The organism is Robiginitalea sediminis, assembly GCF_002198115.1.
Lineage (GTDB): Bacteria > Bacteroidota > Bacteroidia > Flavobacteriales > Flavobacteriaceae > Robiginitalea > Robiginitalea sediminis.
This window is the reverse complement of the sequence record NZ_NGNR01000001.1, coordinates 382,658-394,179: the sequence shown is the minus strand read 5'-3', so window position 1 is coordinate 394,179 and position 11,522 is coordinate 382,658. Positions and strand designations below refer to the sequence as shown.

At 56.2% G+C, this 11,522-nt stretch carries 14 protein-coding genes; 7 read left to right on the top strand and 7 right to left on the bottom strand.

Annotation, left to right across the window (positions count from 1 at the left end; translation table 11 throughout):
• Nucleotides 1-194: 194 nt before the first annotated feature.
• From CA832_RS01780 to CA832_RS01770, 3 genes are read left to right on the top strand one after another with little or no spacing between them, the layout of a single operon-like run.
• The gene (locus CA832_RS01780; protein WP_088339842.1) at nt 195-1,313 is read left to right on the top strand and encodes an SPFH domain-containing protein; all 1,119 of its coding nucleotides are present in this window, start codon (nt 195-197) and stop codon (nt 1,311-1,313) included.
• A 45-nt stretch (nt 1,314-1,358) separates the two neighbouring features.
• Nucleotides 1,359-2,441 carry a DNA helicase PriA gene (locus tag CA832_RS01775; protein ID WP_088339841.1) on the top strand — a complete coding sequence of 361 codons (1,083 nt, stop codon included), beginning with the start codon at nt 1,359-1,361 and terminating at the stop codon, nt 2,439-2,441.
• Nucleotides 2,438-3,163, top strand: coding sequence for a metallophosphoesterase (locus CA832_RS01770; protein ID WP_088339840.1), 726 nt, complete (start codon nt 2,438-2,440; stop codon nt 3,161-3,163). The genes CA832_RS01775 and CA832_RS01770 overlap by 4 nt, the downstream gene beginning before the upstream one ends.
• Nucleotides 3,164-3,171: 8 nt before the next feature.
• On the opposite strand, the gene CA832_RS01765 is transcribed toward CA832_RS01770, so the two are convergent.
• Nucleotides 3,172-3,699 (bottom strand): hypothetical protein, encoded by a 528-nt coding sequence (locus tag CA832_RS01765; protein WP_088339839.1) that lies wholly within the window; start codon nt 3,697-3,699, stop codon nt 3,172-3,174.
• Nucleotides 3,700-4,118: 419 nt separating this feature from the next.
• Here CA832_RS01765 and CA832_RS14975 point away from each other — a divergent pair, with 419 nt between their 5' ends.
• Complete coding sequence (locus CA832_RS14975) at nt 4,119-4,262, top strand: hypothetical protein (RefSeq protein WP_158211864.1); 144 nt, start codon at nt 4,119-4,121, stop codon at nt 4,260-4,262.
• Here the strand turns inward: CA832_RS14975 and amaB are convergent.
• The 5 genes from amaB to CA832_RS01740 form a co-directional block, all read right to left on the bottom strand.
• Entirely contained in the window at nt 4,246-5,799 is a 1,554-nt protein-coding gene (gene amaB / locus CA832_RS01760; RefSeq protein WP_088339838.1) for an L-piperidine-6-carboxylate dehydrogenase, read from the bottom strand. The two genes, CA832_RS14975 and amaB, sit on opposite strands and share 17 nt — an antisense overlap.
• Before the next feature lie 84 nt (nt 5,800-5,883).
• Nucleotides 5,884-6,255 (bottom strand): DUF1304 domain-containing protein, encoded by a 372-nt coding sequence (locus CA832_RS01755; RefSeq protein WP_088339837.1) that lies wholly within the window; start codon nt 6,253-6,255, stop codon nt 5,884-5,886.
• 2 nt (nt 6,256-6,257) lie between these two features.
• Nucleotides 6,258-6,803, bottom strand: coding sequence for a 3-hydroxyanthranilate 3,4-dioxygenase (locus CA832_RS01750; protein ID WP_088339836.1), 546 nt, complete (start codon nt 6,801-6,803; stop codon nt 6,258-6,260).
• Between the two features lie 79 nt (nt 6,804-6,882).
• Entirely contained in the window at nt 6,883-7,362 is a 480-nt protein-coding gene (locus CA832_RS01745; RefSeq protein WP_088339835.1) for a CAP domain-containing protein, read from the bottom strand.
• A gap of 183 nt (nt 7,363-7,545) precedes the next feature.
• A complete protein-coding gene (locus tag CA832_RS01740) occupies nt 7,546-8,037 on the bottom strand; it encodes a CvpA family protein (RefSeq protein WP_088339834.1) in 492 nt (163 codons plus the stop codon).
• Nucleotides 8,038-8,114: 77 nt separating this feature from the next.
• Here CA832_RS01740 and CA832_RS01735 point away from each other — a divergent pair, with 77 nt between their 5' ends.
• From CA832_RS01735 to CA832_RS01725, 3 genes are read left to right on the top strand one after another with little or no spacing between them, the layout of a single operon-like run.
• A complete protein-coding gene (locus CA832_RS01735) occupies nt 8,115-8,471 on the top strand; it encodes a hypothetical protein (protein ID WP_088339833.1) in 357 nt (118 codons plus the stop codon).
• Nucleotides 8,468-8,782 carry an antibiotic biosynthesis monooxygenase family protein gene (locus tag CA832_RS01730; protein ID WP_088339832.1) on the top strand — a complete coding sequence of 105 codons (315 nt, stop codon included), beginning with the start codon at nt 8,468-8,470 and terminating at the stop codon, nt 8,780-8,782. The genes CA832_RS01735 and CA832_RS01730 overlap by 4 nt, the downstream gene beginning before the upstream one ends.
• A 54-nt stretch (nt 8,783-8,836) precedes the next feature.
• The gene (locus tag CA832_RS01725; protein WP_088339831.1) at nt 8,837-10,504 is read left to right on the top strand and encodes a glycerol-3-phosphate dehydrogenase/oxidase; all 1,668 of its coding nucleotides are present in this window, start codon (nt 8,837-8,839) and stop codon (nt 10,502-10,504) included.
• Here CA832_RS01725 and CA832_RS01720 read toward each other — a convergent pair.
• Nucleotides 10,501-11,502, bottom strand: a complete 1,002-nt coding sequence (locus CA832_RS01720) for an NAD(P)H-dependent glycerol-3-phosphate dehydrogenase (RefSeq protein WP_233131704.1) — start codon at nt 11,500-11,502, stop codon at nt 10,501-10,503. The two genes, CA832_RS01725 and CA832_RS01720, sit on opposite strands and share 4 nt — an antisense overlap.
• Nucleotides 11,503-11,522 lie beyond the last annotated feature (20 nt).

The following is an 11,522-nucleotide window of genomic DNA, read 5'->3' as shown; positions in this document are numbered from 1 at the left end:
CCGAAATGTACTCCAATTTGGGGGTACAGACCAAAAAATAGGGGATTAATTGGCGGTGGGGCTTTTCAGAATGCACAGGGGGTAGTACCTTGTAGGGGAAATTGCCTTTACCCCTGTTGGCAACTGCAAGCAAAGGGCATCCCTTGGCCTGGCCTGCAGGCAAACCAGTTCAGAACCCTTAAACCCGAATTGAAATGGGCCTTTTTGACGAAATCAAGAAAAAACTAAGCCACGAATTCATCGATATTGTAGAGTGGCTGGACCAAAGTAACGACACCATTGTGCACCGCTTTGAGCGGTACCAGAACGAGATTAAAAACGGGGCCAAATTAGTGGTCCGCGAAGGGCAGCAGGCCGTTTTTGTCAACGAGGGGCAACTGGCGGATGTCTTTACCCCTGGCACGTACGAGCTTACGACCAAAAACCTTCCGATCCTGGCCACCCTGAAGGGGTGGAAATATGGGTTCAACAGCCCATTTAAGGCAGAGGTCTACTTTGTAAATACCCGCTTGTTTACCGATGAGAAATGGGGTACCAAAAACCCGGTAATGCTGAGCGACAGCCGTTTTGGCCTTACCGAGATCAGAGCCTTTGGCACCTACAGTTACCGGATTTCGGACCCAGGCACCTTCGTGGTCAATATTGTGGGAACAGACGGGAATTTTACCAATTACGAGGTAAATGAACACCTGAAAAGTCTCATTGTAACCCGTTTTACCGACACCGTGGGCGAGGCCAACCTCCCCCTGGAGCTTTACGCGGCCAACACCACGGAATTGTCCGAAACCTGCCGGGAGGTCATGAGTCCGGAATTTGGTCGGGTGGGGATAGAACTCGAGAAATTCTACATCGAGAATGTTTCCATGCCCGAGGAGCTCAAAAAGGAAATTTTCGAATACAGCCGGCTCGATAAGCTGGACATGTCCAAACTGGCCCAGTTCAAAGCCGCCAAGGCCATGGAGGCAGCCGCTTCCAACGAAGGGGGCACCGCCGGTGCCGGCATGGGCATGGGTATGGGCTTTGTCCTGGCGCAGCAGATGGGCAGTATGATGGCCCAGCCGCAGGCAGCGGCCCAGGCTGCTCCGGCATCCCCGCCCGTCCCGGTGGCCGTGTCCTATTTCTATGCCGTTGGGGGCCAGCAACAGGGCCCGGTGCCATTCGACCGCCTGAAGGAGCTGTTTGCGGCCCGATCCATCAATCGGGATACCCTGATCTGGAAGCAGGGCCTGGACGGGTGGACGCCCCTGAGCGAAGTGGCAGAACTTAAGTCCTTCCTGGGCGGGAATACCCCTCCGCCCCTGCCGGGCGCCTGATTACTGCTGGCAGGGAAAACCGCCAGGCGGCGGCCCTGAACGAATATGGATACCATTACCCAATCGGAAAAGCGGAAAGCCTGTGCCAAATGTGGCGCGGAACTCCTGTACAAACCCGGATCGGACCAGCTCAGGTGCGAATACTGTGGGTATGAGGCCTATATAGAACCCGCGCGCAAGAGCTTTGAGGAACTGGAGTTGGAGCATTACCTGGACCTGACCGGGAACCATGTCCATACCGACACCATAGACCTGCTACACTGCGAGAATTGCGGGGCTAACCAACATGTACAGGAGCGGTATAAATCCCTAAGCTGTGGGTACTGTGGGGAACCGCTCATCCGCGAGGATGTCTTCCGGGAAGGGTGGATCCAACCTGGCGCCGTGGCGCCTTTCGAACTGGATCACGACAAGGCGCGCGCCATTTTCCGGACCTGGGTACGCAAGCTTTGGTTTGCCCCCGGCAAGCTTAAAAGAGCCGCCCTGGACCCCGAAGGCATGCATGGGCTGTATCTGCCCTACTGGACCTTCGATGCCCGGATGGCCGCCCGGTATTCGGGCCAGAGGGGCGACTATTACTACGAAACCGAGCGCTACCGTACGGAAAAGGGGATGCAGACCCGCCAGGTGCGCAAAACCAGGTGGCGCCCGGCCAGTGGGGAAGTTTCAGGATTTGTGGACGACATCCTGATTCCGGCTTCCCACCGAAAGGCCGATCCCCTTCCTTCAGGGGTCAGCCATTGGAATCTCAAGGCGTTAAAACCTTTCCAGACGGACTACCTGGCCGGCTATACCACTGAAAAATATACCCTCTCTTTAAAGGACGGACACCAGCAGTCCTTCGCCAAGGCCAGGGAAATTGCCCATACCTGGATCCGCAGGGATATCGGCGGGGATGAGCAGCGCATCCTCCAGGCGGATATCCGCCTGTCCGGGGAGACCTTCAAACACATTTTGCTGCCGGTGTACATCAGCAGTTACAAGTACCGGGGCAGGGACTACCGCTTTTACATTAACGGGCAGACCGGAAGTATTCATGGCAGCCGGCCGTATTCTGCCTGGAAAATCATCTTGTTTGTCCTTGCGATCTTTGCTGGGATAGCACTTATAAGTCTGCTGGCAAAATGAGGACGATTGTTATTGGCGATATCCACGGCGGATTAAAGGCCCTGAAGCTGCTCCTGGACGAGGTAGGCCCGGAGCCGGGGGACCGGCTGGTGTTCCTGGGGGACTATGTGGATGGGTGGAGCGAGGCTGCCGGGACGGTTGCATTCCTTATGGAGTTGGAGAGGCAGCACGATTGTGTTTTTTTGAGGGGCAACCACGACGACCTTTGCCTGGATTGGCTGCGCGACGGAAAGGCACCGGACCTTTGGCTGCATTCCGGGGGGGTGGCCACCCAGTTATCCTACAAAGGCCTGGGCGGGAAAACCCGGGAGGCGCACATCCGGTTTCTGGAACAAACCCGGGACTACCTGCTGGACGAAGACCGTCGCCTGTACCTCCACGCCGGGTTCACCAACCAGCGCGGGGTGGAACACGAGTATTTCAGCAAGAACTTTTATTGGGACCGGACCCTCTGGGAAACAGCCCTGGCCCTGAACCCGGAACTGACCGAGGACCAGCCCACTTACCCGAGGCGGCTACGGGTGTACCGGGAGATCTTTATAGGACACACCCCGGTTACGCGGATTGGAAAGACCGCGCCCTACCGGGCTGCCAATGTTTGGAATATCGATACCGGCGCGGCATTCCGGGGGCCCCTTTCCGCCATGGATGTTACCGAGGGGCAGGTATGGCAAAGCCCCCCGGTACATGAATTATACCCAGGGGAACAGGGCCGGAACTAACCCGCTTTTCAGAGCTTACCGTGGTTGTGTTCGTCCTGCCAGCGCACCAGGTCTGCCCATTTACCTTCATAGGCCATTCGAGCCTGCATGGGCCAGGAAGATGGGTCGTGCACCTTGAAACGGTCCCCTCCTGAATCCAGTACCGCCTGGCATTTGGAAACCGGGGTGTCCGACAGGGCTTTCCAGGTTCGGATATCGTAATTGTGGAATAAGCCCTCGATCTTAGGGCCGATCCCCTCTACGATTTTCAGGTCATTTTCCTTGATGCGCTTTCCGAAAGCGGCCTTGGCAGCATTCGCATCGAAGGGGATTTCGTGGGAGGCTTCTACCTCAGATTCTGCTTCGGAGAGGCGGCCCCGGCATGTCTCGAGGTCCTTTTCCAGGCGGCCTGCCTTCTCTTTTTCCCGTTCGAGCTCGGAGGCAATACCGGCACTTTTATCGCCGCTTCGGCCCCAGAAATAGCCAATGATCAGACATACAATCCCAACCAGGAGTAAGAGTACCCAATGGAGGGTGGTGAAGGAGCTTAAATCCATATCGGTGAGGTTTAGTGGTTATTTGCGCCTGCCCCCTACGGCCATGGAAACAAAGGGCAACCGGGGCTGGCCAAGGGAAAAGGTATTAAAAAAATCCCAGCAATTCCGGGATTTCAAATGGATTTTACGACCTCAGCCGGGGAATGACACCGCTGCCAGTTATACACTTTTTGGCACCAGTTATACAATTGCCATTAAAAGGAAGCATGGAGAAGGGTATTTTAGAGTGTCTCGACAAAGGCCCTGCTTCTCCCTACAAGGTTACGGCATTGAGGCAGGGCCTGTATTCAAACAGAAATTGTTTTGGATTAGTTTGGTTAGTTTGGAATCCGCCCCGTCAGCACCTTAATACGGGGCGGATTTATTCCTGCAATTTATGTGCGCCCCCGCGTGTTACCTTGGGGGCAAAACATGTAAAAATGAAACGCCTTTTACTCCTGCTTCAAACCGGGTTAATTGCCCTTGCAAGACTCTTGTTGCTGGGTCTGCAGCGCCTCTGGGAGGGAAGCTGGTCTCCCGAACCCCGGGAGGCAGTGCCCTCAGAGCCTAAAGGTCAAACTTGATCCCCTGGGCCAGCGGCAGTTCCGTGGTGTAGTTGATGGTATTGGTCTGACGGCGCATGTAGACCTTCCAGGCGTCGGAGCCGGACTCGCGCCCGCCCCCGGTCTCTTTTTCACCTCCGAAAGCGCCTCCGATTTCCGCCCCGGAGGTTCCGATATTCACATTGGCAATACCGCAGTCGCTGCCGGCAGCCGAAAGGAATAGCTCGGCCTCCCGCAGGTTGGTGGTCATAATGGCCGAAGACAGGCCTTGTTTTACCCCATTCTGCAGGGCAATTGCCTCGGAGACGTCCCCGCTGTACCGCAACAGGTACAGGATGGGGGCGAAGGTTTCTTCCTGAACAATTTCGAAGGTATTGCGCGCCTCAGCAATGGCCGGCTTTACATAGCAGCCGCTTTCGAAGCCCGGGCCATCCAGGACCCCACCGGGCACCAGGACCTTACCGCCTTCCTCCACTACTTTCTCCAGGGCCTTCTGGTACATAGCCACTGCCTGCTTATCGATCAGGGGCCCCACGTGGTTCTTTTCGTCCAGGGGGTTGCCGATGCGCAGCTGCCCGTAGGCTTTGACCAGGGCATCCCTGACCTCGTCGTACACCGAGTCGTGCACAATGAGGCGTCGGGTAGAGGTGCACCGTTGCCCGCAAGTGCCTACCGCCCCAAAAAGGGCCCCGATGACGGTCATTTTGATATCGGCATCCGGGGTAACAATTATGGCGTTGTTCCCCCCGAGTTCGAGCAGGGAACGACCCAGGCGGGCGGCAACGGCCTGGGCAACGATTTTACCCATTCGGATGGAGCCCGTGGCAGAGACCAGCGGTACACGGGGGTCTGCCGTCATCATTTCGCCCACGCGATAATCCCCGTTCACCAGGCAGGAGATGCCTTCGGGTAACCCGTTTTCGCGGAATACGGCCGCAGCGATATTCTGGCACGCGATGCCGCAGAGGGGCGCCTTTTCTGAAGGTTTCCAGATACAGACATCCCCGCAAACCCAGGCCAGGGCCGTATTCCAGGACCAAACGGCCACGGGGAAGTTAAAGGCTGAGATAATGCCTACAATCCCCAGGGGGTGGTACTGCTCGTACATCCGGTGGCCAGGCCTTTCGGAGTGCATGGTTAGGCCGTGAAGCTGGCGGCTTAGCCCAACGGCAAAGTCGCATATATCGATCATTTCCTGTACTTCCCCAAGGCCTTCCTGGTAGGATTTGCCCATTTCATAGGACACCAGTTTGCCCAGGGGTTCTTTCAGTTCCCGCAGCCGGTCCCCAAATTGCCGGACGATCTCTCCCCGTTTCGGGGCAGGGGTGGTCCTCCAGGTCTCAAAGGCCTGGGAGGCGGCCTGCACTACCCGCTGGTAATCTTCTGCGGTAGTGGTCCGGACACTTCCTATCAACGCCCCGTCTACCGGGGAGTACGATTCCACGAGCGGGCCGGACCCAAAGGCGTCCGATCCGGTGGATGTCCCGGGGTTTTCGGCCTTAACGCCTAATTGCTTCAATGCCTTTTCAATTCCAAAATCTACGGCAACCTCTGTCATTTCTAACTTTTTAAGTCTTTCTTGTTAAATCTGTGACAAAATTACGAAATCTCCTCCCCCTTCCCATGCCCCAGGCCATAATTCTTATGGGTGAAGGGCCAGGTAGAGCAGGAGCAGGGCTACAAGGGCCGGTAACCCTTGTACAAAAAAGATTTTCCGGTGCGCACTCCACCCCCCATAAATGCCGGCCAGGGCCACGCAGCACAGGAAGAACGCAGCCACGTTGCTGCTCCACAGTGGGTCTTCTATCAGCAGCGACCAAAGCAGGCCGCCCGCAAGGAACCCATTGTACAGGCCCTGGTTGGCAGCCAGTTTCCGGGTGGGTTCAAACAGCGTTTTCGGCAGCATACTAAAGACCCGGGGGCCGCGGGAGGTCCAGGCAAACATTTCCAACCAGAGGAAATAGAGGTGTTCCAATGCGATGATGCCAATGAGCACCTGTGCCATGAGCCGCATCCCTATTCGGGGTTATCGGCGACAAACCGCGGGTCAGCCTCCATGACGGTTCCGCATTTTGAACACGTCCTCAGGGCTTCCGAGCCGTAGAATTTTTCAAAATGCGCCAGGAAATCCTTTTCGATATCGCGCAGCGGGAATCTGGCTTCGTACAACTTGTTGTTGCAGGAATCGCAGAACCACATAAGGCCGTCCTCAGCGTCGAGGCCATCGCGCCTGCGTTCTACAACAAGACCTATTGAACCTTCCAGTCGTTCCGGGGAGTGCGGGATGCCCGCGGGATGCAGGTACATGTCGCCCGGCCCTAGCCGAAAGGTCTTTTTGCGCCCATCCTCCTGGATATGGACCCGGATTTCGCCTTCCAACTGGTAAAAGAGTTCTTCGGTTTCGTTGTAGTGATAGTCCTTACGAGCATTGGGGCCTGCAACCACCATCACGATATAGTCCTCCGATTCGGTATAGAGATTTTTGTTCCCTACCGGGGGTTTGAGTTTATCCCGGTTTTTTTCCAACCAGGCATGCAGGTTAAAGGGAGGGGCTACAGCCATAGCAAACAGTTTTCATTCCTTTCGGGAAAGGTACGAAAAGCGTTGGGATAGGCCCAATGCAGCCCCCGGGCGAAAGCGGTTATTTAAGGTAGAACAACTGGGTGAAGAACAGGCTGCCGTCCGGCGCTTTTTTCACGCTGATGGCCGTGTGCGAAAAGGTGCCTTCAATGGTTTTGCGGTGCGATTCGCTCTGTAACCATCCTTGCAGGGCAGATTCCGCATCCGGATAGTCCTTGGCCACATTTTCGGCCACAGCCTTGGCATCTGCCTCACGGGTGATATCCTGGGCGCGGGCACTGAAGTTATAGTGGCTGATTTCTCCCGAGGCGATCATATAATCCGTGTGGGCGTTGGCGTAAGAATAGGCCACCGGGCTAAAGGACAGGGGTTGGTGCCCCTGTTGGGCGCGGTATTCATTGACCATTTGTAAAAGGGCCTGTTCTACGGCGGGGACATTTTCTGCCTCCGGGGCAGGGACAGACTCGATGGCTTCCTTGCTGCACGAGGATGCAAAGGCCACAACTAGCACCAAAATGGCTGCTTGCAGAATTCGTTTCATGGGGTGTTCTCGTTGCAAGCAGGTCAGGCGGAAAGATTGGGGGATCTTTTCGTCCCGGCTTCTCAGCCAGGAGGGTAATATTAAGGAAATATGTCGCCCGGGTCAGGCAATGGGGCGTTTTTTTCGACCATTTGCCAATTCTCTCGGGGAACAGTCATTTTCTGAGGATGAATGCCTTAGGGGTCAGGGGCTTGGCCGCTCCACGACCCAATGGAAAACCAGGTAGCCGAAGTTGCGGATAAGCGGGTACAACTCCGAATTCTCAAGGGTAGCGTCGTCCACCAGGCCTATATTGGCATTCAGGTGGTCGAAAAATATCAGCAGGGCTGCCAGGATAACCCCTGCCTTAAGCAGGCCGAAGGCCCCGCCGGCAATGGTGTTGACAATTCCCAACATGGCAAAATCCGCAATCCGGGTCAGGAATTTGCCCAATAGGTGTACGGCCAGGACAATGGCGCAGAAAGTGATGATCAGGGCGGCGATTTTGATGTACCGGGGGTCCCATTCCAACCGCTCGCCCAGGTAGTCCCCGGCAACGTAGGAAAAGTGGATGGCCCCATAGATTCCGGCTACCAGGGCGATGACCGAGGCGAGTTCCAGCAGCAGGCCGTTTTTCAACCCCTTGAAAAGGCCATAGGCCAGGAGCAACCCCAGGATGATGTCGAGTAGTACCACAACAGGCTTTTGGCAAATATAGCCTATTGATTTGTACCTTAGCGGACCGCTAAACCAAACCAAAAGACACTTCGGATATGGCCCGGGATGAACAGCTAAAGGAGCGATGGGAACTCCTGGTTCGGAAACTCTCCGACCAGTTTGCGGAAGGGGCGCCCCTGGACCTGGACGCTATCATTTACCTGATAGGCGTACAGGAGCTCGGGCAGCTGCACCGAACGTTTAAGAAAGACGAGAAGGTAAACCTCATGCACATCGCCATCTGCCGGTTGCTGGAGCCCTACGGGTATTACCGTTTCGATTACTTCGATGCCGACGGGTGGCCGCATTATACCCTGGAGGAGCCCCTGCCTACCCTGAAAGCAGGGGAACAGGCAGTGCTCATGAAGGAGGCCATTGTGGGGTATTTCCTCGAAAAACAGTATCTGCAATGATGCCCGACCCGCCCTACTATGCCGTAATCTTCACTTCGGTGCGGACCGAAACCGATGAAGGGTACGCCCGGATGGCCGATGCCATGATGGACCTCGCCTCCCGGCAGCCCGGGTATCTGGGGGTGGAACACGCCAGGGAGGAGGTAGGGATTACCGTGAGCTACTGGGATTCCCTTCAGGCCATCGCGGCCTGGAAAGAGCAGGCAGACCACCAGCTGGCCCAAAAATGGGGCAGGGACAAGTGGTACAGCCAGTACAGCATCCGTATTTGCAGGGTGGAACGGGCCTACCACTTCGAACGCGGGGAATAGCCCCCTTGCTGCCCGGGAATTCCGCTGTATTTTTGAAAAAAAAACGGAATTGCCATGACGGAACCCCAGCCTTTCTCCGGCCGGAACAGGAAAGAACAGCTAGCACAAGTACAAGACCAGGCCTTCGATCTTATCGTAATAGGGGGAGGCATTACCGGGGCCGGGATTGCCCTGGATGCCAGTGCCAGGGGTCTTAAGACCCTCTTGCTGGAAAAGGGCGATTTTGCCTCGGGCACCAGCAGTAAATCCACCAAGCTCATCCACGGGGGGTTGCGCTACCTCAAGCAATTCGATTTCTGGCTGGTCAAGGAAGTGGGTTCCGAAAGGGCGATCGTCCACAAGCTGGCTCCCCACCTGGTACTGCCCGAGAAGATGCTGCTGCCCCTTATCGAAGGGGGGTCCTACGGCAAGTGGCTTACCTCCATCGGCCTCAAGGTATACGACATCCTGGCCCAGGTAACGGGGGAAGACAAGCGGCAGATGCTCGAAAAAAAGGAAGCCCTTGGCCGGGAACCCCTGCTGCCCAAGAAGCTCCTGAAGGGGGCCGGGTATTATGCCGAGTACCGCACGGACGATGCACGACTTACTATTGAAAACATCAAGACGGCCCTGGGGTATGGGGCTACAGCCCTGAATTACCTGCAGGTGGACGATTTCAGCTATGACACTTCCGGCCGGGTATCCGGGGTTCTGGGCACCGACCTGGTTTCGGGCGGGCAGCACGCCTTTCGGGCTGCCTACGTCATCAATGCCGCCGGACCCTGGGTAGACGAGTTGCGCAGCGCCAACAAGAGCAGGACGGGCAAACGCCTGCACCTCACCAAGGGGGTACACCTGGTCTTCCCCTATGAAAAACTCCCGGTGCGCCAGAGTGTTTATTTCGATGTCCCGGACGGCCGGATGATCTTTGCCATCCCCAGGGGGCGGGTCACCTACGTAGGCACCACCGATACCAACTACGACGGCGATAAGGACCAGGTACACACGGACCTTGCCGATGCCATCTACCTCATTTCGGCCGTCAACAATATGTTCCCTTCCATAGAACTGGAACTCTCCGACGTGGAGTCTTCCTGGGCAGGCCTGCGCCCCCTGATCCACGAGGAGGGCAAGTCTGCCTCCGAGCTCTCCCGCAAGGATGAGATCTTTACTTCAGACTCCGGACTCATAAGTATTGCAGGGGGCAAGCTTACCGGGTACAGGAAAATGGCGGAACGGGCTGTTAACCGCGTGGTTAAGGAGATGGAGGAGGCGCACAGCCGGGAGGTTGGCGCTTGTATTACCGACCAGATCCCCCTATGCGGCAATGATTTCAAGAAGTTCAAAGCGGTTGGGAAGTATATCGACCAGGTAGCCGAACGCCTCCAGCCCCACGGGTTAGAGCGGCAGGCAGCCTGGTACCTGGTGACTACTTACGGCAAGCAGACGGAGGTCATTCTCGGGACTTTCGATGGGCTTACCGATGCGGATTCCGAGCGGCGCCTGGTGAAGGCAGAACTGCAGTTTGGCCTGGACTATGAAATGGTACACACCCCCATGGATTTCTTTATCCAGCGGACGGGTCGCCTGTACTTCGATATTCACAGCGTGCGCCGCCACCTGAAGGCGGTTGCGGACTACTGCGCAGCGGCTACCGGTGCCGGTGCCGAAGTTAAAAACGCGTGGTTGGAGGAGATGGAAGCTACCCTTGAGGCGCATTCCCGTTTTTCCCTGGAGCCCTAACTGAGCTTATCGGCCAGTTCCGCAAAGACCTTTTTGGCATTCCTGCCCTGGTAGAGCACCTTGTAGACCGCATCTATGATGGGGGTTTTAACCTTCTTCTCGAAGCCTTCTTTGATCTCATAGGCGCTCTTGGCGGCATAATACCCCTCGGCAACCATGTTCATCTCCATCATGGCGCTTTTAACGGTGTACCCCTTGCCGATCATATTCCCGAACATGCGGTTGCGGCTGTATACCGAGTAACCGGTAACCAGTAAATCCCCCAGATAGGCCGAATGGTTGATGTTGCGGTCTATATTAAACTTGCGTTTGGTGTACCGTTTCATCTCCCTGATGGCGTTGCTCATCAGGACCGACTGGAAGTTGTCTCCGTACCCCAGGCCGTGTGCGATCCCGGCAGCAATGGCATAGATGTTCTTGAGCATGGCGGCGTATTCCGTGCCGATGATGTCCTTGCTCACCTTGGTTTTGATATAGGGGCTGCTGAGGGCCTGTGCCACTTTCTGGGCCAGGCCGCGGTCCGAACAGGCAATGGTCAGGTAGGAGAGTTTTTCCTGGGCTACTTCCTCGGCGTGGCAGGGGCCGGTAATAACCCCGATTTTTTTGTACGGGATGTTGTATTTCTCGTGGAAATGCTCCCCGACGATTCGCCCGGATTCGGGCACAATGCCCTTGATGGCGGAGAAGATCGCCTTCCCTTCGAAGGATTCGCTAACCTTGCTCAGTTCGGTTTCCAGGAAGGCCGAGGGGATGGCAAAAATCAGGATGTCTGCCTCCCGGATCGCCTTATCCGGATCTGTGGTCAGGTCCAGGCAGGCGGTGTCGAAAGTGACCGAGCTGAGGTAATTGGGGTTGTGCCCGTGGGTACGGATATGCGCTACGGCCTCTTCGTTTCGCATATACCACAATACCCCCGAATGGTTCTCGCAGAGCATCTTGACAATGGCGGTAGCCCAGCTCCCGCCCCCGAGTACGGCAAACCGAGTGGCTTTCTTCACGTAGGTGGTTTTGGGCAAAA

Coding starts and splice junctions, on each gene's coding strand:
- CA832_RS01775 (WP_088339841.1), top strand. CDS start 1,359: ATGGATACCATTACCCAATCGGAAAAGCGGAAAGCCTGTGCCAAATGT.
- CA832_RS01750 (WP_088339836.1), bottom strand. CDS start 6,803: ATGGCTGTAGCCCCTCCCTTTAACCTGCATGCCTGGTTGGAAAAAAAC.
- CA832_RS01780 (WP_088339842.1), top strand. CDS start 195: ATGGGCCTTTTTGACGAAATCAAGAAAAAACTAAGCCACGAATTCATC.
- CA832_RS01745 (WP_088339835.1), bottom strand. CDS start 7,362: ATGAAACGAATTCTGCAAGCAGCCATTTTGGTGCTAGTTGTGGCCTTT.
- CA832_RS14975 (WP_158211864.1), top strand. CDS start 4,119: ATGAAACGCCTTTTACTCCTGCTTCAAACCGGGTTAATTGCCCTTGCA.
- CA832_RS01755 (WP_088339837.1), bottom strand. CDS start 6,255: ATGCGGCTCATGGCACAGGTGCTCATTGGCATCATCGCATTGGAACAC.
- CA832_RS01730 (WP_088339832.1), top strand. CDS start 8,468: ATGATGCCCGACCCGCCCTACTATGCCGTAATCTTCACTTCGGTGCGG.
- CA832_RS01725 (WP_088339831.1), top strand. CDS start 8,837: ATGACGGAACCCCAGCCTTTCTCCGGCCGGAACAGGAAAGAACAGCTA.
- amaB (WP_088339838.1), bottom strand. CDS start 5,799: ATGACAGAGGTTGCCGTAGATTTTGGAATTGAAAAGGCATTGAAGCAA.
- CA832_RS01735 (WP_088339833.1), top strand. CDS start 8,115: ATGGCCCGGGATGAACAGCTAAAGGAGCGATGGGAACTCCTGGTTCGG.
- CA832_RS01770 (WP_088339840.1), top strand. CDS start 2,438: ATGAGGACGATTGTTATTGGCGATATCCACGGCGGATTAAAGGCCCTG.
- CA832_RS01765 (WP_088339839.1), bottom strand. CDS start 3,699: ATGGATTTAAGCTCCTTCACCACCCTCCATTGGGTACTCTTACTCCTG.